Below are 22,430 nucleotides of genomic sequence, written 5' to 3' on the forward strand. Positions count from 1 at the left end.
GATTGTTTCCTCAGTAGCCCGCTCGGCTGCGGGTGCCCCGTCCGCGAGCCACGGCTCGGCGCGGCATCGGGGCGACGGGTTGTTCGTTGTTGAACAGGGTTGGCTGCAGCAGTTGCTGCTCCAGCTGATCCCATTCGTGATCGCGCAGCAGGTGGGTCTTCAGGCTCCGGGCGGCGTGCAGGGCGTACACCTCGCAGTCCAGCGCCTCGTTGCGGCGCCCGGCCTTCTTCTGCCAGACCATCTTGCTCGGGGTCCGCGGGTGCGGGGCCAGCACCTCATTGGTGAGCTGCTCGTAGTAGTCCGAGCGGATTTCGCTGTACCAGTGCATGCGCCCTGGACCGGCGCCCCTCAACCGGAGCCGGCCGTCGATCAGGGTCTTGGCCTTGTGGGTGCCCACGATGTGCACGCGCAGTCCGTACTTGGCGGCCTTGGTGTTGTCCTGCGAGGTGTCCACGGACTGCGGCGGCTTGGTGAAGATCTCCTTGTCGATGCTGTCCTTGGAGGCGCCCTTGATCGCCATGACGTTGTAGCGCTGGCGATCCCTCACGTAGGCGTACACCGCATCGCTGGTGTTGCCGTCCGAGCTGTCGATGCTGACCGCCGAGACCGCCAGCTGCGCGCCGCCCTCGGTGGGGATCGCCCGGGAGATGACCCGGTCCAGCTCATGCCAGACGCTGTCGTGCGGGTCGATGGGGTTGCCATGCAGCTCGCCCCAGCAGAGCCGCCATGACTCCTCGCCCCGCCCCCAGCCGGTGATCACCAGCGCGAGGCGGTCGCCCTGCACGTCGACGCCGACGGTGACCAGCAGTACGCCTTTCGGCGCCGTCAGTTCGGCATAGGGCTCTGCGCGCTTCTCCAGTTCGTCTGACTTCGGCGCGTCGCTTTGGAATTCGTAGCTCTCGCCCTTGGAGCTGTTGACGAAGGCGATCATCGGGCCGATGTTGCCCTGCGCCGCCGCGTGTTCGGCCTGGAGCTTCTTCTCCACCAGCACCTGGAAGCGCGATCCCCAGAACGTCGCGTACAGCTCGTTGAGAATGTAGCCGGCGATGCCGCGAAACTCGGCGGTGGCCGACCATCGCCCATGCTTGAGGTTGGCGTTTTTCTGGTTGTCGTCCCAGATCGCACCGCAGTGCGGGCAGGAGTAGAACGCCTTCTCCGGGCGCTTCTTGCCGTACACCTCGTGGAGGTAGTCCGGATCCTCGTCGCAGTGCAGGTTGTCAAAGCTCAGTGCGTGCTCCTGGCCGCACTCATGGCACGGCACCAGGCCGACGCGCTTGTCCGACAGCTCCAGCTCCGCATCGATGGCCGACAGGCCTTTGATGGTCGGTGTGCCGCCGATGATGATCTTGGATCGCCGGAAGGTCTTGAGACGCTCCTTGGCCAGCTTGATGCTGTCGCCCTGGCCTCGCAGGTTGAGGTTGCAGTCGTCGGGCTCCTCGATGGCCACCCGAGGCACCGGCGTGGATTTCACGCTGGCCGGGCTGTTGGAGCCCACCAGTTTCAGGAACCCGCCGGGAAACCGTTTGAAGTCCTGCCGCTGCTGCAGCTTGCGGCTGCGCAGGTCGACCTTCTTGCGCAGCCGTGGGGTGGCCTCGATCATCGGTTCAAGCTTCTCGCCGACGTACTGCTTGGCCGCTTCCGCCTTGGGGAACAGCACCAGGATCGGCGACGGATCGATGTCGATCCATTTGCCCAGTGCGTTGCCCAGCACACCGGAAGTCCAGGCCACCTGCGCCGACTTGCGGCCGACGATCTCGCTGACCGCCGGATCGTCCAGGGCCTCAAGCGGGCCGCCTGGCCAGGTCAGGTGAGGCGTCACGTCAAAGCGGTACTTGCCGGGTCGTGCCGCTTCCTCCGGCGCAAGCCAGCGGTACTTGTCCGCCCACGCGATGATGCTCATGCGCGGCGGCGGCGCCCACTTGCGGCAGGCGTCGCGCAGCGCTTTAGTCGCCGTCTTCCTCAAAGCCCTCCGGATCGTCCGGTTCGTCAGAATCTCCATCTGACGGGGCATCATCCTTGTCATAGTCAGAGAGCCTCCTCAGGATGGCTTCAATGGGATCCCGTATCAGTTGATCGTCCACCTCCACGCCGTAGCGCGCCGAAAGCTCGGCGGCCAATGCGTCTGGAAACGAGTTGAGTAATTCCACCTTGGCGGCGGTGATCATGGCCTCGAAGCGTTCGACCAGGTCGTCAGCGATGACCACCTCGCCCAAGTCCTTCGCCATCGCCAGTTCCTCGCGGTCGGCGCGGATCCGGTCGAGCCGGTCGCGGGAGGATTCCTTCTTGCCGTTGAGCGAAGCCTGGTGCATCAGCCACTGGATCACGGCCTCGGTGTCGTAGCGGTTTTCGTTGCCCCGCCCGAGGCCGAACTCGATCACCGGCATGCCGTCGTTCTGCCATCGGGTCAGGGTGCGTTCATCACGGCCGACGATCTCGCTCAAGTCGGCCTTATTGACTGTCCTGCCCATATCTAACCCTTTGAAAAGACGGACATCCCTGCTGAAATCTCAGCTAGAGAGAATCCGCGAGTTCGCTAACCCGTATAGGGGGCGGCCCACGGGGAGAACCTAGAAAAATCGGCCCCCCGCCGCCGCCCCAAACGGTGCATCACCCCTGATCGCCCCCGGCCGGTGGGGCTTCGGAAACGCCCAGCCGCTTGGCGGCCCAGCGCTCGTACAACCCGATGGCCACATCGGCGCCGGCCATCGCGGTCAGGCACCCGAGGGCGCCCGCCGTCCAGATCGTCATGCCGGCGGCGATCATCAGCATCATCGCCGACACCCCGCAGACGATGCAGGCACCGGACCGAAGCGCGAGCCTGCGCAACAACGCCCAGCCCCGCGCCCCATCCTTGTCCGCCCGCCACATCTCCCCCGACACGCCGCCGACCAGTGCCAGGACGATCACTAACCAGATCGGCATTTCTGCCAGCGCTTGTTGCTCGTTAGTCATCGTTCACTCCAATAGTCCCGATGAACGGGATGGTTTTTAGACATTTCACTGCTAACGTCAAATGGCCACTAGATAAAGGCCAGGAGGCCTCATGGACTTTCTTCATAAGCGCGAACACTTAACGGAAGGTGACATCGTTGAGGTTGACTGCTCACACCAATGCAATATCCAACTCACGTCAGACGCCGACTTTGCAAGGTACAAAGAAGGTCTTAGCTACAGTTATCTGGGTGGGTTCTACAAAATGTTGCCAGCCCAGATTACTGCTCCTAGGACTGGCTACTGGAACATCACCATCGACCTAGGGAACCGCAGCGCCATGATCAAGCACTCCATTAGAATCATCCGCCAAATCTAATTCGCCCTTGCACTGGCTCAGTGCACTTTCAAGTGCCGCTTCAATTTTTTTCAATGTTGAATCTCCTCGATAGGCGGAAGATGTGAATCCGCCTACTTCGTTTCTCGACCAGATCAGTTGGCCCTTCCTGTTCGTTATGAATACGTTCACTTGATACTCCTTCGTCAGATTGCACTACCCCTAAACGCAAAAACCCGGCGCAATGGCCGGGTTTGGTGGTGTGGTGCCTGCCGCGTTCTGCGGTCGCACCTATCGAAGATGACTACTTTTTACAGGTCGATTCCGGTGGCAGCAACCCTGTTTCACTGCCACCCGGTGAATATGTAGTGAACACCGCATGAACGCCCCGCGAATGTCGGCGAATATCTCACCCCGGCATTCTGCTGTTTCGGTGGTGTCCCATTCGCCCCACCTCTCGGGATCGGAGTGGGACACCTGAGAGCGCCTAGATTCGGGGCTTCGCCCCACTGTCCCACTTATCTTTCCTCTTTCTCGTGTAAAGGAAGAATTTAAAGAACACGCGTGCGCGTGAAACGCGCGTGCTGTTGCCGCTACGCATAGGCGGGCGGGTGTGGTTGGAAAGCGGGACGGTGGGACAACCCAACAACGACAAGGCCCGCACCTGTCCCGCTGCATCAAAACGCAGCGGGACAAGCCGGGCCAGTGGGACAGCAACAGCCGGACGCATGCCTGGGGTCAAGCAGCCACCCCCAACAACATGCCCCAGATGACCAGGTGCGCGTCATGAAGGCGCTGATAGTAGGTGTCACGGCCGCAGCCGCAGTTCGCGTAGCGAATCGTCATGTCACAGTCGAAGTTGCAGTAGTGCTCCCGCACGACCTCGACCAGCTCGGGGTCGAGGTGCTTGTTGACGATTAGCTCAATGTCCAGGGAGCTTTCCAGCGGCGCACGGCTGGCGCGCCGGCCACGGATCAACTGGCCGTTGCTCTCCATCATCATCGCGACCATGTTGCCGCCGGCGAGGCCGCCCTTGGACAGCTCGGAATGCAGCTCCTGGGCCCACAGCCTCAGCAGCGAATCGATCTCCTTAATCATCGAAGCAAGGCTCCTCGAAGGCGACCTGCTGCAGCGCCGAGGTGCCGCCCCACCCATCCGGCTTCTTGTAAGCCCAGGGCCGCTGCTTGCTCTTCGCCAACGCCGGCAACCGCACCCGACGCCACCCCAGCCGATGCATGATCGCCCCGACCCGCATCTGCTCAGGCTTGCCCCAGTGCCCGTAGTCCAGCTTCAAGGCAGCGTTCAGCACATCGCTGCCGGTGGCGGTTTCGCCGATGTGCGACTCCTCCAGCCAAGCCAGGATCGGTCCTTCCCACTCGTCCACCACGAAGCGTTCGTCCTGCTCCTCGCCGAACATCGCCGCCTCTTCCCGCGCCACCCACCAAAGGTCGCCCGCGTCGTAGCAGAACACCGCCTCGGCCCACAGCTGGTCGCGGATCGAGCGCAACAGCTCCAGGTCGACCTTGGTGCACGCCACCGGCCAGTAGCGCCGGTTCCCGGTCGCATCCTTCAGGTATTCGTCCTGGTTCGTCGTCCCGACGAACACGCACTGACGCGGCACGTCCATGGTCCGGCGTCCGTAGCTCTCGCGGTAAGTGTCGGTGGAGGCCGAAAAGAACTGCTTGGCCTTGGTGCTTTCCGCCTTGTTGAAGCTGTCCAGCTCCCCCAACTCGACAATCCACTTACCCCGGATCGCCTGAAAGCCGTCCTTGTCGCCCAGCGCAAACGGTGTGTCCATGAACCACTCGCCGCCGATGACGCTCATCGCAGTCGACTTGCCGGCGCCCTGCGCGCCCTCCAGGATCATCACCGAGTCGGCCTTGCAGCCCGGCTTCATCACCCGCGCCACCGCCGACAGCATCCAGCGCTTGCCGACCTTGGCCGAGTAGTCCGTGGCCTTCACGCCCATGACGTCCGTCAGCCAGCGTTCCAAGCGCGGCACGCGATCCCATTCCAGCTTTCGCAGGTACTGCCGCACCGGATGGAACGCATGGTCATGTGCGACAACGCTGACCGCCTCGATCACATGGGATGCCTTCACCCGCAGGTTGTACTGCTGCGCGAGCCACTTCATCACCCGCATGTCGTCGATGTCCGCCCAATCGCCCGTGCCGCCGCCATACGGCGCGGCCCGCAGCTTGACGATCTTCGAACTAAAGGCGCTGAAACTGATCACCCCGGCCCAACGCTCGTCGTTGGCCAGGATCAACTCGACGTTCTGCATGTGCGCAATCAACGCGCCGCTGTCGCCACGGGCCAGCAAATCCTTCCAACCGCCTGCGGCCGGCGGCTTGACCACCGCCAGCACCTGGCGGCGCACCGCCTCGAGGCCTTCGGCCACATGCAGGTCATTGAAGTCGGTCCACTTCACCTCGCGCTCGCTGGAAAAGACCGGGGCGACCACCTGGGCACCGACGATCAGCGCCGCGTTGTTGGCCTTCTCCTCACCAGGGTTCCAAGGGTCGCCGTTCGGCTTCTTGGTCTTCCAGTCATCGTCCCGGCAGATGATCAGCGGGCAGCCGGCGAAGCGCTCACGCATCGCCTTGCACACCACCAGCAGGTTGCCGGCGTCAAACGCAATCGCCACCGTCAATGAGGTCGCCATGTGCAGGCTGACGCCGGTTGCGTAACCCTCGCATACCAGCACAGGCTCCCCCGGATCCGGATGCGGGCCGATCAGATGGAACGCGCCCTCCTTCGACATCCCGTAGGGCCAGTAGGACTTGTCCCGGCCGGTGTCCTCCTGAATGGTGGGGTACACCACCTGCAGGCCGACCATTTCGTCGCGCACGTTGCACATCGGCACCAGGAACGCCCCGCTGCGCGGCGCATACCGGACACCCATCCCGACGATCTGCTTGCGGTCCAGGTAGTCGCTGCGCCCTTTCTCAGGCATGCGCTTGAACAGCCCGGCCGCACGCTTCGCCGCCCGGCCCGCCGCGTTGGCTGCAACCTCCGCGGCACGACGCTTGGCTTGTTCCTGCCGGGCGCGCATGACCTCACGCTCTTCCGGTGACATCCGCCCGCCCTTGACCTTGATCTTCTGCGACTCGCCCGAACGCCAGTCACCGAAGGCCCCGAAAATCAGCGTGTCGCCCTTCTCAGTGATGTACTCGTGAACGATGTACCAGCCGTTCTTTTCCCTCTTCTTGTCCAGCGATGTCTTGCACCGGGTCAGCTTGCCGTAGGTCAGCGGCTGCGCGGGCTCAAGACCAAAATCCGCGAATTGGTCCAACACCTCATCGAGCATACCGCGCCCCCTTCAGCTCTGCGCTGGCGAGGCATTCCACACACTGCGTACAGCCTGGCTGCGCCAAACGCCGGGCCTCAGGGATGGGCTCTTCGCACTCCTCGCAGAACAAGAACGAATGCGCCGCCAGGGCTGGCTTGGCGGCGAGCAAGCGTGCAGCCAGCGCTTGGTCGACGCGCTTCTGCACCAGGTCATTGGCGAAATCTGCGATGTCAGCCACGGTCAACACCCCGCGTCGTCTGGTTGACGTAGGAGGCGCGGTTGAACATCCCGAGCAAGCCCTGAATGCCCCGGAACACCTGCAAGCGGATCGCGGCCAGCTCTTCATCGGTGACCACACCGTCGCCGATGCTCTTGGCCCAGGTCTCCGCCAACGTCGCCACCTGACGGAAGTACTCGGCGATCCCGGTGGTCAACGTCTCGGGCATGTCGTTGGTGTAGGCCTCGGCCAGTTCCTGCCAGGTCGTGTCCCCCACCAGCGCATGCACCGCGTCCAGGATGCGGCGATCCTTGGTCAGTTCCAGGATCTCGCCGAACTCCTGAATGTTCACCGTGTGGCTAGGGTGGGTCGGGGAAAGCTTGTGCTGCAGCGTGGTCGCATTCCGGCCGGTGGTGGCGGCGATGGCAGCGGCGCCGCCGGGGTAGTCCCGTGCGGCATGGTAAAGCGCGAGATCGAGCGGCAGGATTTCCCGCTGCGCCCGGTCAAGAGAACTCAGAGCGATTCGGCTCATGGCATTAATCCTTGAATGTTGCCAGTGCCGCGCGGCATGCAGTGGTGATACATTGGCCGCGTGGCTTGAAGAGGCCCAAACGCCGGCGAGATCTTCGGGATCGACACCGGCACCGTGCCGAGGCGAGCAATCCATTGCTCACCCCTGGCGCAACAGCTGCCCAATCTGTGGTGGAAAAGGCAGCAACACCAAGGCTTCCGAGCCTTGGAAAAGCGCGATAAAGAGAGGTGGTTTTGCATGTGGTGTGCCCACCTATCTTTATCGCGACCCGACAGCGCTGTGGTGGTGCGTGTCGGGAGGAACTGGGCGGCCTTGGGTCGCCTTTTTTCTAAGCTACTTTCTCGAGTGGAACCGAATCGATAACACCAAAATGCTCCAAAACCTCAGCTATCGAAACATTACCTTCACTTTCACGAGCCAAAGCCTTTATCAAAGCGACGCTAGGATCCTTACTCCCGTATTTCACGTGAAGGCGTAGGTAACTCACTGCGATCCGGCAACGCTCGGCGTAAGCCGTCTGGGCTTCAGAATCCAGTTTATGTATGTATTGACGCAGCTTCATGGGTTGTACCTCCAGATCAAAAATTAACCTAAAGGGTTAATTTATGCAATACCCACAATGACATTCACCCTGAAGGTTAATCCCGCCAGAATCTATGGATGAAAATTTCAGATACCCGTTTACAGAATTTCCGCAGAGTGATGGCGGAGCAAAAGCTCCGTCTGACCGACGTAGCCGAGCTGCTAGGCAAGGCCCCTGCACAGGTGAGTGCGTTCGGCGGTAAAAATCCAACAAAAGGGATTGGTGATCAGATAGCCCGCGAGATCGAGAAAGCTCTACACCTTCACAGTGGTTATCTCGACATGCCCTTTGGGCTAGGGGAATTCAACAATGCCACCTTGCTTAGCCACACGGGGAGAAAACTGCCAGTGATGGGGGCGATTGCAGCTGGAGCTTGGTGCGAATTCCATGGAAACTTCGATCCAACTGACGCGGAGGAATGGATTGACGCTCCAGGTCCGGTTGGGCCTAAAGCATTTATCCTAAGAGTGGAAGGAATAAGTATGGAGCCAAAATTCCTAGAGGGCGATAAGATTGTAGTTGATCCCTCACTGGAGGCTCTACCTGGTCATTTTGTGGCCGCCAAAAGAACCAGCGACCAAGCTGCAACACTAAAGCAACTCAAACAAGAGGGCGGAGAACAGTATCTTTTCGCCCTAAATCCAGACTGGCCAGACCGAATTATACGCATGACAGAAGAGTGGACAATATGCGGAAGAGCAAGATGGAAAATTTCCGATTTATAACATGTAAACCAGAGTAAGCCCTACTCCTCCCCACTAATATGGCAAAGGAACCGGCAAGACCGGCGTTTCACTACTATATTTATCTAGATATAGAACTCCCAGTTTACTCATGACATCGTTACTCTTCGAAACCACTGCAAAATCCTCTAGCGCAACGCCTCCTTTTAGCTTTACACCCACAACACTATCGCCGTAGATCGCGGCAATGATGTATTTACTGCCTTCCAATTCAAAATATGAATATTGCTGCTTTGTAGTCGCCACTAGCCTACCCGCTCCAAAAACCAGCCCTAGCATCATTAATACAAGCAACCCATATTCGTGGCACCATTTCAATATCCTGCCAGCAAAGTAATTAGTACGGGGAGCAGGTATTTCCTTGACCTTACTTTCCTCTATGAGTTCATCCAAGGCCGCCACAGCGCCATTTTTTTTGGCACCAAACACAAAGAACACAATTTGCAACGCCGTATACATCACAAACAATGACAAAGCCAAAATAAATACAGGGCCACCAAACCCAGACATAAACATCAGCATCATTACGACCATGTACTTAGATGCCAACCCCCTAAAAAACTTCGAAACATACCCGTCAGCATCTGACATCGCATTAATGAAATCAAACACCCTCAGCAACGCATACACATAAGCTCCACCCAATACCATTGAGGTCAGAGTCATTCTGAGATCTACCACGATCAAGGATACGGGGTAGCTAAAATGAGCTGCATAGCCATACTCATATGCAATTGCTACTACATAGCCAAAAATCGGCAGTATGGCCACAATAATACTGTCCTTCGTCAACAATTCTTTTATGTTCATAAGTCCCTTTAGATACTCATCACTTGGGTTTGTTTTTCCCAATTCTACCTGATCCGACTTCGAATCCTGTCAAAAAGCCAGAATCACCTTCAAGGTAAATAAAATCTTGACTTATTAACCTTATGGGTTAATTTTGACTCACTCTTCCACCACAGAGCGAGTCAACACCATGCACACCACTGCAACCCTGCACGTCCACCCGGCCGCTGCTGATCCCTTCCGAACCTTCGAGATTCGCCGCCTGGCACGCGAGAGCGGCTGCTTGTTTGTCACCACCAAACCGAAGCAGCAACCTCGCCCTGCCCCCACCCCATTCGATCCGAACGGCGGAGGGCATGCGGCATGATCAAGTACCAGATCGACAACCGAACCCTGCAGTTGCTCAACGCTCAGGTGAGCCTGACCGAGACCTTCAATCACGTCCTCAGGACGGCGCCCAAGCGAGAATGCCTGGCGTTCCGACTCAAGACTGAACGCGGCACAACGCAAAGCACCTTCACCGTCGAACTGGGCAGCGAACGCCACACGCTGACCCTGCAGAACGACAAGAAAATGCACCTCAAACTGGCCGATTTCATCGAGGAGATCGCCAACGGCCCGTTCGACGCGAGCAACACCAGCGACCTGGTGCACCGACCGCACGCAGAACGCGAATACGGCCGCTTCGAGGTGCAGGACAAGCAGCGCGTGTTCGAGCTGACCCATACGGGCGGGATGCTCAGCCTCGACATGGGATTCGACGCACCGCTGCAGGTCGCCCTCCACCGCACCCACACCCGCGCAGGCGCCACCGTCATCCTGAGCATCGGCGACAGCACGCCGCACACCCGCTGCTTCACCGTGTGCGGCAATGATGCCGAGATCTTCGGCAAGGTCAGCGAATCCATCCTCCACCTCGCCGCAGCGGCAACCCCTGCTGCGCACGTGGCATGAAGGAGGACACCATGGAACGCACCCTCGCCCAAGCCGCCGCCCAACTCGGCCTGACCCGGCCCAAACTCATCGCCCTCATGCGTGAAAAAGGCTTGCTCAACGACCGCAACCTACCGGCCTACCCGCAGCGCGACCGCGAATACCTGCGGGTCAGAGACGGCCAGTGGTATCACGACCAGCTCGGCATGCAGTACAGCCAGTCAACCAGGGTGAAACAAGCCGGAATCGGCTGGCTGGCCCAGCAACTGGCAATCGACCTCCCGGCCGTCCCGGCAAACAACCGTGACGTGGCCTAGGGAATACGCCCGCCAGATCATCGCCATGAGGACACGCGAGGAGCGCAACGCCGCGCTCCTCGAAGTCCCTGAACATCTGCGCGAGCTAACCAAACGCCACTGTCTGAACGCCTGGAACCATCCAGCCAGAAAACAACGCAAGGAGGCCCAACCAAGCCATGAGTAACACAGCCCAAACCCCGCTGCGCCTACGTCCGGCACCGGAGCCCGTCACCGTCGAACTGCTTTACCGCACCTTCGGCGACGTCCTGATCCCGCTGGACAAGGTACGCGAGCAGTACTTCCGCAACCTCAACGAGCGGTCCTTCGTGGAGGAGATCAACAGCGGCCGCATCCAGCTCCCCATCACCACGCTGGACTCAAGTCGCAAGGCACCGAAGTACGCCCACATCCGGCATGTCGCCTCGCTGATCGACATCCGCGCCTACAAGGCGGACGAAGATATGCAGCGCCTGCAGGACGACACCACCGAGCAAGACCTTTAACCCACCGGCTGCCACCACCAGCCGACACCGCAAGGAAAACACCACATGACTGAGATTCAAGTTAGCGCCCTGATCGCAATCATCCTCATGATCTGCTTCGTCTACTGGCTCGGATACCGGAACGGCTTCAAGGAGGGACACAACGAAGGTCATACCGTAGGTTACAAAGAGGGCTACGATATCAGCGGCTGCCATGGATATGCCGACGGCGTCGCCGTCAAGCGATCTGACCGCACGGAAGAGCTCCGCAACCTGGAGCTTACGCTGGAGCAGGCTCACGTCCACCGCAAACAACTGTACGCCCGCTACGAGCGCGCTCTGGCCGCCTCGAAGCTGGGCGAAACGGCACGCGCCACCCTCCTCGACATCGCAGAGAAACTGCGAATAGCCGCAGAGACCTTCAGCGCCTTCCGCACCGGCAAAAAACTCGAACGCGAAACCCGAGCTCTACACGACCAGGCCCTCGCCATGGCCGCCCTGCTGGAGCCGGCCAAGCAGGAGGACGCAGCATGAGCGAGATCCTCACCTTCAGCGGCAAGTACTTCGACCTGCACGAACCCGATGCCGCCCTCATCGACCCGCGTGACATCACTCACTCGCTGGCCAACCTGTGCCGGTTCAGTGGTCACACCCGCGAGTTCTACAGCGTGGCACAGCACAGCTGCCTGGTGGCCGATCTCGTGCCAGACGAGGACAAGCTGGCTGCCCTACTGCACGACGCCACAGAGGCCTACGTCGGCGACATGGTGCACCCCCTCAAGCAGTGGATGCCTACCTACCAGGACGTCGAGGACTGGATCTGGGCGCGTATCTGCAGCCGGTTCGATCTCGACACCGAACTCCCTGCATCCGTGCGACAGGCAGATCTGATAGCGCTGGCCACCGAGCGCCGCGACCTCATGCCAACCGATCCGGCTATCTGGGATCGTCTGGCCGGCATAGAACCATCGCCAGAACACATTCGCCCCTGGTCGCCCGCCGAAGCCCGGCACACCTACCACCAGCGCCTGATGGACCAACTCGCTATCGAGCACCGGAGGAAAGCGGCATGACGCACGCACAGAATACCACCCAGGCCGAGACTGCTTTGCTTCGCAACGCCAGCGGGAGCGCCACGCCCGTAAACAACAGCTGCTGCGCAGCAGCACGCATCATTGCTCCCTCCAGCAGCACCACCGAGGGCTTTGTACCCCACGAAAAGCTGCGCGAGGCAGCCACCCCCAATGCAGCGCTAACCGCTCAGAATCGCCCGCCCGCGCAGCCTGCTCAGGGGTATACGCCCCGTCAAGGTAAAAGAAATTCAGGAACCGCATTGAACGAGAAAGGAATGGAGGTTTCATGAATACGATTTTCCTACTAATGGCCCAATATGAAGGCCAGGCCGTTATCCCTCTAAGTCGCGTTTGCGCAGACTACATGAATTTAACCGTAGAAAAATTTAAACAGAAACAAATGGCTGGAGAGATCGACATACCAGTAGTTCGCCTTGGCGCCAAAAGTCAGAAAGCCGGGCTCGGAATACACCTGAACGACCTTGCAGATTACATAGATCGCCAGCGACAAAAGGCTGTAATCGAACAAAACAAACTACTCGGGCGATATTAAAAAAATTCAAAGCCCAACCAAAGGTCGGGCTTTGAACTACAAATCCACTCTACCCTGATCGTAAAAACGCTCAGATTTTTGCACAAGATCAGCATCATTTACGAATTCATCACAGCGACCAAACTTTCGAAAGAACCTATTCAAATTACAAATATAAATAGTATAACCACCCTTATCAGAGCACTCAACATAAACCTTATTATGCCTCATAATATTATCATCATATTCATCATAATGAGGATGCATGATCCTGAATGCCATTTTATCTGTGGGATAGTTAACTCGGTTAGCTACCAGCACTGGCTCAACCAAAACCTCTCGCTTCCCTTTGTATTCATTACAGTCAGGACAGATAACACATAGATTTTTTGGCTCAAACATAAATCCTAGGTGTTGGGACTTAGGAACAATATGTTCAACTGGCGCACCAAACGCCGAGCGCATCGCCACCGGCCCTTGGCAATAGACGCACACCAATCGTTGCACCTCACGATAATGATCACGAATTTCACATCTCACTGACTCGAGATCGGCATCACTCCATTTTGTATGATCAAACCCCGGCTCTTGTAGTTTTGCCTGAATTATTGCCAGAGAGTTTTGACACAAAACAACAGGATCATTAATTATTGGCATACTGATCACACACAGCTACGACTGAGCTTATTAATTCTTTCACTGGATCCGACTGTTCAACCTGCAGATCCAACTCCTTCAGCCTTTTTAACTCCCTCAGTGATTCGCCATCAACCTGCCTGCTAGCCTTGACTTTTGCAAGCAAATTGAAAGCGAGACGCGATATGTATTCATTCATAATACCGGGAGCGTCGAACAACTCAGCGAGTTGATAATCTGCCGATCTATTATAAAATTCCTCAGCATGATAAACTTTCTGTTTAGAGAGCGAAGTTATAAAGCACGCCTTATCTCTAAGCCTGGCAATAATCTGAGGCGAATGCGTAGCAACAATAAAATGACATCCCTTATACGCAGAAAAAGAAGTAGTCAAAAGCATCATAAACTGCTCTTGCCAGCGAGGATGCAGACTTATTTCAGGCTCATCAATCAAAATTATGGAGCCATCAGTGATGTGACCAGCAACTCCAAGCATCAACACAAGTAAACATTGCTCTCCAGAACTTGCACGCCTTAGGGACATTTCTCCATAGTTTATTTTATCTAGCTTGAGATCAATCAAGCGCATCAATCCAACATTTACCAAAACAAGCATAGCTTGAATATAAGAATCGTTGGCAACTTCACCATCTAAGGATGCAGATCCACCTGTAAAATTCACTCTCAGCTCAACAGCCTTCCTTTTCGTGAGAAGGCTCTGAACCTGCACCATCGCGTTAAAAACCTCCCTCAACTTTACGGGATTTAGCGATAACAAAACAGGATAATAACGCTCATCGACTAGAACGCCAAAGTCTCGATACAGACGATCCAGCTCAACGCTTAAATCAGTATTACCAATATCATAAGGATTGTATTTACCACCATCCTTAGACGATCTGATATAACCAGGCTTAAATACAAAATCGACAACAGGAGTAAAATTTAGCGAATCAAACACAGCAAGAAGATTATGATTGCTCTCTCTTGCGAGGAGTTTGTCAATCAGCCCCTTCGCGGCAGAACCAATTAGCGAAACTGCTGAGGAAGCTTGATACATTCCTTCCCCACGCATGCCGACGTATCGATAATTCGTATAACCGGAGTTATGGAATACATTTTTGGCGTTAGGAAATTTGTCAAATGGGCTCGTAGAAACAGCCACAACCTTTGAACCATCATCGTATTCCAAATAATAAGGTTGGATTAAGTACCTATCAGCAGGGTTAACTTTATACGTATACTCAATAGTATAATCTTTAGCAATGTCAGCTAACAGCCTACTTTTTCCTTCTCCATTTTTTCCGACTATAACCGTAAAGACGTTGTCATCCTCACACAACTCTGCCGACTTCAATAATTTAATGAGATTATCGTCGTGCAGGAACTTCTGTACTCTTGCCATCACCTATACCTTCCTTGAGCCTGGAGACAGAGTATGGTTCAAGACGTCACTTTGCAATCACGACAACTAATTTTCGTTGAAGCTAATCCCTCCCTGCATAAAGCTAAAACAAACGAGGCAACCACTTCCATAACCTGTACCGATCGCCACGCCCCTTCATGTGCGTATATCGTCGTAGCGAGTTCCAATCTCTATGGCCTGATACGCTCGATACCCTAGGGATGTCCCATTCCATCTCAAACAGCCGGCTCACGCCTTCATGCCGGAGGTCATGAAAATGCAAGTCCTCAATTCCCAGCAGCGGGCATGCCCGAGTGAACGATGCAGATACTGACCTGGAGTTATACGGAAAGATCTCCTGCTCGGTCCTGGGCATGCTCTGCAGGATCGCCCAAGCCTCATTCGGCAAATGGCACCACACATCGTTGCCGATCTTCTGCCCGGGATTCTTCATGTCCCGCACGAGGACCGCCTGCCGGGCCTCGTCGAGATCCTCCCAGCGAATCCGCGTGATCTCCTCCTGCCGGCGCGTCGAGAAGATCGCGAACGCGACCATCTTCGGCATGGGGATGGAGTCGGGACGTCGCACCAGGATCTCGAAAAAGTGCGCCATCAGCTTGTCTAACTCGTCGAGCGTCGGCCGGCGGTTGCGCTCCTTGCTCCTGCTCACCATGCCCAGCTTTCGTAGCACCTTGCGTGCGTCGGGCATGGCCAGCGGATCTACCTCGTAGCCCCAGGCCGGTCGCGCCACGGACAGAACCGCACCCAGGTGCGACAGATCATTACCGACCGTCTGCGCCTGAACACCGCCACCCTCTTTACTCATCCGCCACTGTGCGAACTCCACTAGCTTCTGGCTGGTCAGCGCCGAGTCGTCGAGATCGCCCAGCCAGGTTTCCTTGATCGCGTTTAGCGTCGAGTTCTTGGTCTTGCCCAGCGGCCGGATCTTCTCGTACTCGACCAGGTACTGCTCGATCATCTTCCTGATCGTCACGCCCTTGCGGTTGGCGCGCTCGATGGCGCCGGGCAGGGCCAGCTCCGACTCACGTCGCTTGATCCAGGCCTGGGCGACCTGCTTGCGGTCGAAGGTTTGGCTTTCCTGATAGACTGTGCGCCCGTCCCGATTGATCCGTATCTGCGCCGTGTAGGCCGTAGAGTTGTCCTTGCGCTTGCGTGATGTGATCGTGCCCATTTCCGGTTGCTACATTGCCCAATTCGGTTGCTACATTGTAGCAACCGACCTTGGAAAACAAGGAAAAATGGGCAAAAACCGCTGTATAAAAGATCAGTATCAATGAAATCCGAAAACTCTGAAGCGCCCGTAAACACTAGCCAATCCCGTTCGGAGCCGTCCCGCCGGTTCAGCGTTGCGCCGATGATGGACTGGACCGACCGTCACTGCCGGTTCTTCCTACGCTTGCTGTCGAAGAATGCCCTGCTCTACACCGAAATGGTCACCACCGGTGCGTTGCTCAACGGCGATCACGAGCGGTTCCTGCGGCACAACGAGGCGGAGCATCCGTTGGCGTTGCAGTTGGGCGGCAGTGTGCCGCTGGATCTGGCGGCGTGTGCGCGCATGGCGCAGGCGCATGGGTATGACGAGGTGAACCTGAACGTCGGTTGCCCGAGCGACCGGGTGCAGAACAACATGATCGGCGCGTGCCTGATGGGGCATCCGCAGTTGGTGGCCGATTGCGTGAAGGCGATGCGTGATGCAGTGTCGATTCCGGTGACGGTGAAGCACCGGATCGGGATCAACGGGCGGGACAGTTATGAAGAGCTGTGCGAGTTCGTCGGCACGGTGCGCGACGCCGGCTGCACCAGTTTCACGGTGCATGCGCGGATCGCGATTCTGGAGGGGCTGTCGCCGAAGGAGAACCGGGACATTCCCCCGCTGCGCTATGACGTGGGGGCGCGGTTGAAGGCGGATTTTCCGGAGCTGGAGATCATCCTCAACGGCGGGATCAAGACGATGGAGGCCTGCCACGAGCATCTGCAGACCTTCGACGGTGTGATGCTGGGCCGTGAGGCGTACCACAACCCTTACCTGCTGGCCGAGGTGGACCAACAACTGTTCGGCAGCCAGGCGCCGGTGATCAGCCGGGCCGAGGCGCTGGCGCAACTGCGGCCGTACATCGCCGAGCATCTGCTGGCCGGCGGCGCGATGCACCACATCACCCGCCATGTGCTGGGGCTGGGCACCGGGTTTCCGGGGGCGCGCAAGTTTCGTCAGTTGCTGTCGGTGGACATCCACAAGGCCAAGGATCCGCTGGCGCTGCTGGATCAGGCCGCCGGGCTGCTCGAAGGACGTTGAAAACTGTTTGGCCAGGCGGATCGCTCCGCCTGGCCGAATAGGCGTCAGGCCGCCGCAGCGGTCCAGTTCACCCAGCCGAACAGCCAGGTCGCCAGGATCAGCAGACCGAAGGCGATCCGATACCAAGCGAACGCCGCGTAGCTGTGGTTCGCAATGAACTTCAGCAGCCCGCGCACGGCGATCATCGCGAAGATGAAGGCGATCACGAAGCCCAGGGCGAACACCGGCAGGTCGCCGGCCTGGAACAGCTCACGGTACTTGTAGCCCGAGTACACCGCCGCGCCGACCATGGTGGGCATCGCCAGAAAGAACGAGAACTCGGTGGCAGCCTTGCGCGACAGGCCGAACAGCAAGCCGCCGATGATGGTCGACCCGGAGCGGGAAGTGCCCGGAATCATCGCCAGGCACTGTACGAAACCCACCTTCAGCGCGTCCGACCAACGCATGTCGTCGACATGGTCGACGCTCACCACGTGTTCCCGCCGTTCCGCCCACAGCATCACCACCCCGCCCACCACCAACGCGACGGCGACGGTAATCGGGTTAAACAAGTAATGATGGATTTGGTCAGCAAACAGCACGCCCAACACCACGGCCGGCAGAAAGGCGATCAGCAGGTTCGCGGTGAAACGCTGGGCATTGCGCTGGGTCGGCAGGCCTTTGACGACTTCGAAGATCTTGGGCCGGAACGCCCAGACCACGGCCAGGATCGCGCCGAGTTGAATGATGATGTTGAACGCCATGGCGCGTTCGCCGCCGAACTCCAACAGATCCGCGACAATGATCTGGTGGCCTGTGCTGGAAATGGGCAAGAACTCGGTCAGACCTTCTACAGCCCCTAGTATCAACACCTGGAATAAGGTCCAGAAATCCATTAATCCTCCGTCAGATCGCTCTTGAAGAGCACTTCGTCCATTGCATTCAGAAATTGCGTCTATGATGTTAAACAGTTCGTGTATCCATACCCGACTGTTCTACTCGGCGACGGAGAATAGGCCTTATCAAAAGACGCACTCAAGCCATGTTATTAATCGTCCGGATACGAATTCATCGAAATAAATTTAGGGCCCGGGTGGAAAAATCGGCTTTGGCCCAATAAAATGTGACCCGCCTCACATTATCCATTCACTTGAACAATGATCGATGCGCAGGCAGATAGTGGCAAAAGGGCATAAAAAACAAATCGCCACAGATACAAAATGATGGCACAATTCCACATCGCCATCATCTAACGCCCCCTCTTCCACTAGTTCACCCCTCCGAGAAAATCAACTAAAAGCTTGAAAAGCTTAGTTATTGTTAGAAAACTCGGGAGCCACGTCTAAAATCCGCGCAAATGTTACCAATTGTCAGTCACAGATGAGAAACTGTGCTTTAACATCCCGATGTCAGCACTTTTTCGAGTCAATGCATGATGCTTACAGGGAACTTGGCGACCACTAGAAGCCAACGCCGGACAAACGACGAGCCAGGTGTCCTCACCCTGGCCCGCACCCGTGGCGTGGCTGAACATTTCAGTGCGCTGGTCGCCAGGCACGTGCGGGCCGACATGGAGATCGAGGCCAACTCGTACGGCCGTTCATTTAAGCAACATGAACATTGCGGCTCGTATCGGGCCATCTTCATCGTGATCGACAGCCCCCAGGCGCTCGAAGAAAGCCTGGCGCTGGTGGAAGCGCTGCGCAGCGACAATCTCAAGCCGATCATTTGCGCCGTGCTCACAGGCCGCGGCGCCTTCAACAAGATCAAGTACTACCTGGCCGGCGCCGACTTCTGCATCAAGCTCAATACCCTCGCCGACGAAGGCGCAGAACTGCTGGCCGAGTTCTTCAACAGCGAAGAATGGCAACGGGATATCGACCTGGTGCTCGATCCCACGCGCATCTGCCTGTCCGACACCAGCAAGAAGCTGGACATCTCCTTCGCTGAAATGAAGATCCTGGAAGCGTTTGCGCAGACCGGCAATCACATACTCAGCCATGATGAAATCGCCAACATCATGGGGCTCAACACCAATTTCTACGACCCCCGGGCGCTGGAGAAGTCGATCAGCCGTCTACGTGGAAAAATCAAAGACATGTATGGTACAAACGCCATTCAGAGTATCCGTGGATACGGATACCGTCTGATGAGGGGGTTGATCTCAACCGCCTGAACCAAGGATAAGCCGTTTTTTTGCATGCATACGAAGGAGCGTCTGATGCAACCATATAAAGATCCTGGATCTCGTCGTTTCATTCATGTTTCAAATTCAATAATAAGTTGTCGATTGCATGAGCGCGGTGGCAACACCGAACCATAACAATAAAGCCCTGTTTCACGCAGCAGATCGAGTGAAGTCTATTCGAGGGCCACTTTCGAGCCCAGACCCTGCCTTATGGTTATTGCCAAGGTGGTTATTACTCGCCTGCCGAATATCTTTTAGCCAAATTTTGGCGTGCAGTTTTAGGAGAGAGACATGGAAACCAGTACCACCCTCCACCGAAAATATTTTGTCGTCGTGACACACAGCACTTCGTCGCAACGTGAACTTGAATCGATCCTGTCCAGTGAGCGGTTCAACTCGTTCGGCACGTCCCAGGCACAAATGTTCATCGAAGGTGTTGCGTCGCCCTCTTCCGCCCCCATGCTGATGGAGTTCACCTACCCGAGCGTCACAAGGAAGAATGTCGCGCGCAGTATCGAACACGACACGCAAAAGATATTGGCCACCCTCGAATCCGAGTGGCTGGCGGCCCAATCGGCCAACCCGTTCCACAGTCATCCGCCCGCGACGGCGGACACCGGCGGCATTGCCCGAACGATCGACGTCGACGCCGGCGGCTCCGAGGCCTGGCACCTGGACGACGATCATGGCGTATTGGTCAAGCAGGGTGTGGAGATCAGCCTCACCGGCCTTGAGACGGCCCTGGTACGCAAGATGCTGCACCATGAGGAGCGCGTCGTCAGCCGTGACGAATTGATCCTCAGCATCGGCCGGGAGCCTGAGCACTACCGCGGACTGGAGATGTGCCTGAGCCGCCTGCAGGACAAGTTCAAGAGCGCCAGCAACGGTGAGCGACTGTTTCGTGCCGTGCGCAACCGAGGCTACTGCCTGATTCAGGAAGTCGTCGCGTAACCACGGCTTTGAATATGTAAAACAAACGGAAACAGTGCAAAAACAAAAATAAAAAAGCACTCCTGTTTGACCTCCTCCCTTTTCCGAACGATCCCGCCTCCCACGCCTCCTACAGTATCAAACACAACATCATTTATTCACCCCTCCGCTTTTGACCTTTTCTAACGTTCGGAACTTCTTGCCACTCAATAGTTGGCACTGTGCCATCTTGTTAGAACTCGTCAGACACCATCCCCGGCAATAACTTAGTCTATTCAATGACGACAGTTCGGCATATCGACGCTGTTACCTCAGGACACTGGCTCCAACAAAAACAACAAGTCTATTTAACAACTCGGTTTTCAACTGTCGAAACCTGAATGGACGTCTTTTGGGGATATCGTATGGATCTTACTCTTCGTATCAACAGAAACACCGGCCTCAAGGGACTTACCTTCTGGGGCCAATGGGCATTGGCGCAGTGCTTTATTGTTTCACTGCTGTTCATATTGGCCGAGCAGCACACCGGCAAGGTCGAGTTCTATTACCGGATGTGCACCATGCTGGCGGTGCTGGCCTCGGTGCCGGCCTACACGTTCAGCGGCGCTTACCGAAAGCGGGACAATTACCTGACCGGGCTCGGTCGCCTGCTGGCGGGCTGGTCCATGACCATGGGCGCCCTGGCGTTCATTGCGTTCGTGTGCAAGGCCGATGAGCTGTTCTCGCCGCCGGTGATCCTCGACTGGGCCGTATACGGTTTCCTCGGCCAGGCGTTGCTGTACGCGCCGCTGCATGCGTTCTCCAAGTACTACCAGCGCACCCGCAAGAGCGAGCACAAGACCCTGATCGTCGGCACCGGCGAACTGGCCCTGGGCCTGGCGAAAAAGCTGAACCAGAGCGAAAACCTGCCGCTGGTGGGGCTGGTGAGCAACGGCACCGTTCCCGCGCTGGAGGCCGGCGCACCGCGCGTCGTCGGCGCCCAGGAGGAACTGCTGGAGCTGATCCGCCGCCATGGCATCCGTCGCCTGTACATCACCCTGCCCCTGAGCGAAGCGGCGAAGATCGAAGCCATGTACGTCGATCTGCTGGATGCCAACGTCGACGTGGTGTGGGTGCCGGACCTGAACAGCCTGACGCTGCTCAACCACTCGGTGAAAGTCGTGGACGGCCTGCCGGCGATCTACCTGAACGAAAGCCCGCTGACCAGCCGACCGACCGCGGCGCTGAGCAAAAGCCTGGTGGAGAAGGCCGTGGCGCTGGTGGCCATCCTCCTGCTGAGCCCGGTGCTGCTGCTGATCGCGCTGGCCGTGAAGCTCAGCTCGCCGGGTCCGGTGTTCTTCAAGCAGGACCGCCACGGCTGGAACGGCAAGGTGATCCAGGTGTGGAAATTCCGCTCGATGCGCGTGCACGACGACCGTGAGGTCAAGCAGGCCAGCCGCAACGATTCGCGCATCACGGCGGTCGGCCGCTTCATCCGCCGCACCTCGCTGGATGAGTTGCCGCAGCTGTTCAACGTGCTGCAAGGGCACATGGCGCTGGTGGGCCCGCGTCCGCATGCCGTGGCGCACAACAACTACTACTCGGGCAAGATTCTCGCGTACATGGCGCGCCACCGAATCAAACCGGGCATCACCGGGCTTGCGCAGATCAGCGGCTGCCGGGGCGAGACCGACACCCTCGACAAGATGCAGAAGCGCGTGGAGATCGACCTTCAGTACATCAACAACTGGTCGTTGTGGCTGGATGTGAAGATCCTGGTGAAGACGCCGTTCACGTTGTTGTCGAAGGACATCTATTGAGGGCCGGGCAGTAGAAGGCGCAAGGGGACGAAAGTCCCCTTTTTTGTGGGTGGTGTTTTTGTGTGGAGGGTGCTTTTAGCTGCGGTGCCTGCAAGGGCGCCATCGCTGGCAGGTCGAGTCGTCGCACCGCAGCTCCCACAGGGTTCTGTGGTGTGCCGGGATGTCGCGGACAGCCGAGATCCCTGGTAGGAGCCAGCCTGCTGGCGATGGCGGTGGGTCAGGCAACAGAGATGCCGGCAGCGCCGGCCTCATCGCTTGCAGGCAAGCTCCTACAGGTTTTGTGGTGCACATCGATTCTGCGGGCACCGGAGATACCTGTGGGAGCTGGCTTGCCAGCGATGGCGGTGGGTCAGGCAATAGAGATGTTGGCTGTGCCGGCCTCATCGCTTGCAGGCAAGCTCCCACAGGGTTTTGTGGTGCGCATGGATTCTGCGGG

26 protein-coding genes are annotated in these 22,430 nt (G+C 57.6%); 12 read left to right on the top strand and 14 right to left on the bottom strand.

What is annotated here, in order from left to right; all coding sequences use genetic code 11:
• Window positions 1-10 precede the first annotated feature (10 nt).
• The 3 genes from CAG31_RS20190 to CAG31_RS20200 form a co-directional block, all read right to left on the bottom strand.
• A complete protein-coding gene (locus CAG31_RS20190; protein ID WP_085584640.1) occupies window positions 11-1,900 on the bottom strand; it encodes a phage terminase large subunit family protein in 1,890 nt (629 codons plus the stop codon).
• A 43-nt stretch (window positions 1,901-1,943) separates the two neighbouring features.
• Window positions 1,944-2,468, bottom strand: a complete 525-nt coding sequence (locus tag CAG31_RS20195; RefSeq protein ID WP_085584420.1) for a terminase small subunit — start codon at window positions 2,466-2,468, stop codon at window positions 1,944-1,946.
• A 139-nt stretch (window positions 2,469-2,607) separates the two neighbouring features.
• Window positions 2,608-2,952: a phage holin family protein gene (locus CAG31_RS20200; protein WP_085584422.1), complete on the bottom strand. Its 345-nt coding sequence runs from the start codon at window positions 2,950-2,952 to the stop codon at window positions 2,608-2,610.
• A 91-nt stretch (window positions 2,953-3,043) separates the two neighbouring features.
• Here CAG31_RS20200 and CAG31_RS20205 point away from each other — a divergent pair, with 91 nt between their 5' ends.
• Window positions 3,044-3,310, top strand: a complete 267-nt coding sequence (locus CAG31_RS20205) for a DUF1883 domain-containing protein (RefSeq protein WP_085584424.1) — start codon at window positions 3,044-3,046, stop codon at window positions 3,308-3,310.
• Here the strand turns inward: CAG31_RS20205 and CAG31_RS28490 are convergent.
• The 6 genes from CAG31_RS28490 to CAG31_RS20230 all read right to left on the bottom strand — a co-directional run bounded on the left by CAG31_RS28490 (window position 3,254) and on the right by CAG31_RS20230 (window position 7,871).
• Window positions 3,254-3,460, bottom strand: a complete 207-nt coding sequence (locus CAG31_RS28490) for a hypothetical protein (RefSeq protein WP_176243872.1) — start codon at window positions 3,458-3,460, stop codon at window positions 3,254-3,256. The genes CAG31_RS20205 and CAG31_RS28490 overlap by 57 nt on opposite strands.
• Window positions 3,461-4,006: 546 nt before the next feature.
• Window positions 4,007-4,366, bottom strand: coding sequence for a hypothetical protein (locus CAG31_RS20210; RefSeq protein ID WP_085584426.1), 360 nt, complete (start codon window positions 4,364-4,366; stop codon window positions 4,007-4,009).
• Window positions 4,359-6,578 carry a VapE domain-containing protein gene (locus tag CAG31_RS20215; protein WP_085584428.1) on the bottom strand — a complete coding sequence of 740 codons (2,220 nt, stop codon included), beginning with the start codon at window positions 6,576-6,578 and terminating at the stop codon, window positions 4,359-4,361. Before CAG31_RS20215 ends, CAG31_RS20210 begins: the two co-directional genes overlap by 8 nt.
• Window positions 6,568-6,798, bottom strand: coding sequence for a TraR/DksA C4-type zinc finger protein (locus CAG31_RS20220; protein ID WP_085584642.1), 231 nt, complete (start codon window positions 6,796-6,798; stop codon window positions 6,568-6,570). The genes CAG31_RS20215 and CAG31_RS20220 overlap by 11 nt, the downstream gene beginning before the upstream one ends.
• The gene (locus CAG31_RS20225; protein ID WP_085584430.1) at window positions 6,791-7,309 is read right to left on the bottom strand and encodes a phage regulatory CII family protein; all 519 of its coding nucleotides are present in this window, start codon (window positions 7,307-7,309) and stop codon (window positions 6,791-6,793) included. Before CAG31_RS20225 ends, CAG31_RS20220 begins: the two co-directional genes overlap by 8 nt.
• 328 nt (window positions 7,310-7,637) lie before the next feature.
• Window positions 7,638-7,871: a hypothetical protein gene (locus tag CAG31_RS20230; protein WP_085584432.1), complete on the bottom strand. Its 234-nt coding sequence runs from the start codon at window positions 7,869-7,871 to the stop codon at window positions 7,638-7,640.
• A gap of 98 nt (window positions 7,872-7,969) precedes the next feature.
• Between CAG31_RS20230 and CAG31_RS20235 the strand changes: the two genes are divergently transcribed.
• Window positions 7,970-8,617, top strand: coding sequence for a LexA family transcriptional regulator (locus CAG31_RS20235; RefSeq protein ID WP_085584434.1), 648 nt, complete (start codon window positions 7,970-7,972; stop codon window positions 8,615-8,617).
• Between the two features lie 33 nt (window positions 8,618-8,650).
• On the opposite strand, the gene CAG31_RS20240 is transcribed toward CAG31_RS20235, so the two are convergent.
• Window positions 8,651-9,445: a hypothetical protein gene (locus CAG31_RS20240; RefSeq protein ID WP_085584436.1), complete on the bottom strand. Its 795-nt coding sequence runs from the start codon at window positions 9,443-9,445 to the stop codon at window positions 8,651-8,653.
• A 342-nt stretch (window positions 9,446-9,787) separates the two neighbouring features.
• Here CAG31_RS20240 and CAG31_RS20245 point away from each other — a divergent pair, with 342 nt between their 5' ends.
• From CAG31_RS20245 to CAG31_RS20280, 6 genes are all read left to right on the top strand, one after another.
• Window positions 9,788-10,378, top strand: a complete 591-nt coding sequence (locus tag CAG31_RS20245) for a hypothetical protein (protein WP_085584438.1) — start codon at window positions 9,788-9,790, stop codon at window positions 10,376-10,378.
• An 11-nt stretch (window positions 10,379-10,389) separates the two neighbouring features.
• Window positions 10,390-10,674: a phage antirepressor KilAC domain-containing protein gene (locus CAG31_RS20250; protein ID WP_085584440.1), complete on the top strand. Its 285-nt coding sequence runs from the start codon at window positions 10,390-10,392 to the stop codon at window positions 10,672-10,674.
• Between the two features lie 158 nt (window positions 10,675-10,832).
• A complete protein-coding gene (locus tag CAG31_RS20260; RefSeq protein ID WP_085584444.1) occupies window positions 10,833-11,159 on the top strand; it encodes a pyocin activator PrtN family protein in 327 nt (108 codons plus the stop codon).
• 45 nt (window positions 11,160-11,204) lie between these two features.
• Window positions 11,205-11,672 carry a hypothetical protein gene (locus CAG31_RS20265; RefSeq protein WP_085584446.1) on the top strand — a complete coding sequence of 156 codons (468 nt, stop codon included), beginning with the start codon at window positions 11,205-11,207 and terminating at the stop codon, window positions 11,670-11,672.
• Window positions 11,669-12,211 carry a phosphohydrolase gene (locus CAG31_RS20270; RefSeq protein ID WP_085584448.1) on the top strand — a complete coding sequence of 181 codons (543 nt, stop codon included), beginning with the start codon at window positions 11,669-11,671 and terminating at the stop codon, window positions 12,209-12,211. The genes CAG31_RS20265 and CAG31_RS20270 overlap by 4 nt, the downstream gene beginning before the upstream one ends.
• Window positions 12,212-12,497: 286 nt before the next feature.
• The gene (locus tag CAG31_RS20280; RefSeq protein WP_085584452.1) at window positions 12,498-12,764 is read left to right on the top strand and encodes a pyocin activator PrtN family protein; all 267 of its coding nucleotides are present in this window, start codon (window positions 12,498-12,500) and stop codon (window positions 12,762-12,764) included.
• 36 nt (window positions 12,765-12,800) lie between these two features.
• Here the strand turns inward: CAG31_RS20280 and CAG31_RS20285 are convergent, their stop codons facing one another.
• The 3 genes from CAG31_RS20285 to CAG31_RS20295 all read right to left on the bottom strand — a co-directional run bounded on the left by CAG31_RS20285 (window position 12,801) and on the right by CAG31_RS20295 (window position 15,976).
• Window positions 12,801-13,400: an HNH endonuclease gene (locus CAG31_RS20285; protein WP_085584453.1), complete on the bottom strand. Its 600-nt coding sequence runs from the start codon at window positions 13,398-13,400 to the stop codon at window positions 12,801-12,803.
• Window positions 13,387-14,784 (bottom strand): AAA family ATPase, encoded by a 1,398-nt coding sequence (locus CAG31_RS28745; RefSeq protein ID WP_256575470.1) that lies wholly within the window; start codon window positions 14,782-14,784, stop codon window positions 13,387-13,389. Before CAG31_RS28745 ends, CAG31_RS20285 begins: the two co-directional genes overlap by 14 nt.
• A 103-nt stretch (window positions 14,785-14,887) precedes the next feature.
• Entirely contained in the window at window positions 14,888-15,976 is a 1,089-nt protein-coding gene (locus CAG31_RS20295; protein ID WP_085584457.1) for a site-specific integrase, read from the bottom strand.
• 102 nt (window positions 15,977-16,078) lie between these two features.
• On the opposite strand from CAG31_RS20295, the gene dusA reads away from it, so the two are divergent.
• Complete coding sequence (gene dusA, locus CAG31_RS20300) at window positions 16,079-17,098, top strand: tRNA dihydrouridine(20/20a) synthase DusA (protein WP_085584459.1); 1,020 nt, start codon at window positions 16,079-16,081, stop codon at window positions 17,096-17,098.
• A gap of 44 nt (window positions 17,099-17,142) precedes the next feature.
• On the opposite strand, the gene CAG31_RS20305 is transcribed toward dusA, so the two are convergent.
• Window positions 17,143-17,973, bottom strand: coding sequence for an undecaprenyl-diphosphate phosphatase (locus tag CAG31_RS20305; RefSeq protein ID WP_085584461.1), 831 nt, complete (start codon window positions 17,971-17,973; stop codon window positions 17,143-17,145).
• 536 nt (window positions 17,974-18,509) lie between these two features.
• Here CAG31_RS20305 and CAG31_RS20310 point away from each other — a divergent pair.
• The 3 genes from CAG31_RS20310 to CAG31_RS20320 all read left to right on the top strand — a co-directional run bounded on the left by CAG31_RS20310 (window position 18,510) and on the right by CAG31_RS20320 (window position 21,994).
• On the top strand, window positions 18,510-19,253 hold the full coding sequence (locus CAG31_RS20310) for a winged helix-turn-helix domain-containing protein (RefSeq protein ID WP_085584463.1): 744 nt from the start codon (window positions 18,510-18,512) through the stop codon (window positions 19,251-19,253).
• 303 nt (window positions 19,254-19,556) lie between these two features.
• The gene (locus CAG31_RS20315) at window positions 19,557-20,216 is read left to right on the top strand and encodes a helix-turn-helix domain-containing protein (RefSeq protein ID WP_085584465.1); all 660 of its coding nucleotides are present in this window, start codon (window positions 19,557-19,559) and stop codon (window positions 20,214-20,216) included.
• A gap of 383 nt (window positions 20,217-20,599) precedes the next feature.
• A complete protein-coding gene (locus tag CAG31_RS20320) occupies window positions 20,600-21,994 on the top strand; it encodes an undecaprenyl-phosphate glucose phosphotransferase (RefSeq protein ID WP_085584467.1) in 1,395 nt (464 codons plus the stop codon).
• The last annotated feature ends 436 nt before the right edge of the window (window positions 21,995-22,430 follow it).

The sequence above is a fragment of the Pseudomonas sp. R25(2017) genome, from assembly GCF_002112565.1.
GTDB lineage: Bacteria > Pseudomonadota > Gammaproteobacteria > Pseudomonadales > Pseudomonadaceae > Aquipseudomonas > Aquipseudomonas ekonensis.

What these genes read in the sequence shown, in the direction of transcription:
- CAG31_RS20190 (WP_085584640.1), bottom strand. Translation starts at nt 1,900, where the DNA reads ATGAGCATCATCGCGTGGGCGGACAAGTACCGCTGGCTTGCGCCGGAG.
- CAG31_RS20195 (WP_085584420.1), bottom strand. Translation starts at nt 2,468, where the DNA reads ATGGGCAGGACAGTCAATAAGGCCGACTTGAGCGAGATCGTCGGCCGT.
- CAG31_RS20200 (WP_085584422.1), bottom strand. Translation starts at nt 2,952, where the DNA reads ATGACTAACGAGCAACAAGCGCTGGCAGAAATGCCGATCTGGTTAGTG.
- CAG31_RS20205 (WP_085584424.1), top strand. Translation starts at nt 3,044, where the DNA reads ATGGACTTTCTTCATAAGCGCGAACACTTAACGGAAGGTGACATCGTT.
- CAG31_RS20210 (WP_085584426.1), bottom strand. Translation starts at nt 4,366, where the DNA reads ATGATTAAGGAGATCGATTCGCTGCTGAGGCTGTGGGCCCAGGAGCTG.
- CAG31_RS20215 (WP_085584428.1), bottom strand. Translation starts at nt 6,578, where the DNA reads ATGCTCGATGAGGTGTTGGACCAATTCGCGGATTTTGGTCTTGAGCCC.
- CAG31_RS20225 (WP_085584430.1), bottom strand. Translation starts at nt 7,309, where the DNA reads ATGAGCCGAATCGCTCTGAGTTCTCTTGACCGGGCGCAGCGGGAAATC.
- CAG31_RS20230 (WP_085584432.1), bottom strand. Translation starts at nt 7,871, where the DNA reads ATGAAGCTGCGTCAATACATACATAAACTGGATTCTGAAGCCCAGACG.
- CAG31_RS20235 (WP_085584434.1), top strand. Translation starts at nt 7,970, where the DNA reads ATGAAAATTTCAGATACCCGTTTACAGAATTTCCGCAGAGTGATGGCG.
- CAG31_RS20240 (WP_085584436.1), bottom strand. Translation starts at nt 9,445, where the DNA reads ATGAACATAAAAGAATTGTTGACGAAGGACAGTATTATTGTGGCCATA.
- CAG31_RS20245 (WP_085584438.1), top strand. Translation starts at nt 9,788, where the DNA reads ATGATCAAGTACCAGATCGACAACCGAACCCTGCAGTTGCTCAACGCT.
- CAG31_RS20250 (WP_085584440.1), top strand. Translation starts at nt 10,390, where the DNA reads ATGGAACGCACCCTCGCCCAAGCCGCCGCCCAACTCGGCCTGACCCGG.
- CAG31_RS20260 (WP_085584444.1), top strand. Translation starts at nt 10,833, where the DNA reads ATGAGTAACACAGCCCAAACCCCGCTGCGCCTACGTCCGGCACCGGAG.
- CAG31_RS20265 (WP_085584446.1), top strand. Translation starts at nt 11,205, where the DNA reads ATGACTGAGATTCAAGTTAGCGCCCTGATCGCAATCATCCTCATGATC.
- CAG31_RS20270 (WP_085584448.1), top strand. Translation starts at nt 11,669, where the DNA reads ATGAGCGAGATCCTCACCTTCAGCGGCAAGTACTTCGACCTGCACGAA.
- CAG31_RS20280 (WP_085584452.1), top strand. Translation starts at nt 12,498, where the DNA reads ATGAATACGATTTTCCTACTAATGGCCCAATATGAAGGCCAGGCCGTT.
- CAG31_RS20285 (WP_085584453.1), bottom strand. Translation starts at nt 13,400, where the DNA reads ATGCCAATAATTAATGATCCTGTTGTTTTGTGTCAAAACTCTCTGGCA.
- CAG31_RS28745 (WP_256575470.1), bottom strand. Translation starts at nt 14,784, where the DNA reads ATGGCAAGAGTACAGAAGTTCCTGCACGACGATAATCTCATTAAATTA.
- CAG31_RS20295 (WP_085584457.1), bottom strand. Translation starts at nt 15,976, where the DNA reads ATGGGCACGATCACATCACGCAAGCGCAAGGACAACTCTACGGCCTAC.
- dusA (WP_085584459.1), top strand. Translation starts at nt 16,079, where the DNA reads ATGAAATCCGAAAACTCTGAAGCGCCCGTAAACACTAGCCAATCCCGT.
- CAG31_RS20305 (WP_085584461.1), bottom strand. Translation starts at nt 17,973, where the DNA reads ATGGATTTCTGGACCTTATTCCAGGTGTTGATACTAGGGGCTGTAGAA.
- CAG31_RS20310 (WP_085584463.1), top strand. Translation starts at nt 18,510, where the DNA reads ATGATGCTTACAGGGAACTTGGCGACCACTAGAAGCCAACGCCGGACA.
- CAG31_RS20315 (WP_085584465.1), top strand. Translation starts at nt 19,557, where the DNA reads ATGGAAACCAGTACCACCCTCCACCGAAAATATTTTGTCGTCGTGACA.
- CAG31_RS20320 (WP_085584467.1), top strand. Translation starts at nt 20,600, where the DNA reads ATGGATCTTACTCTTCGTATCAACAGAAACACCGGCCTCAAGGGACTT.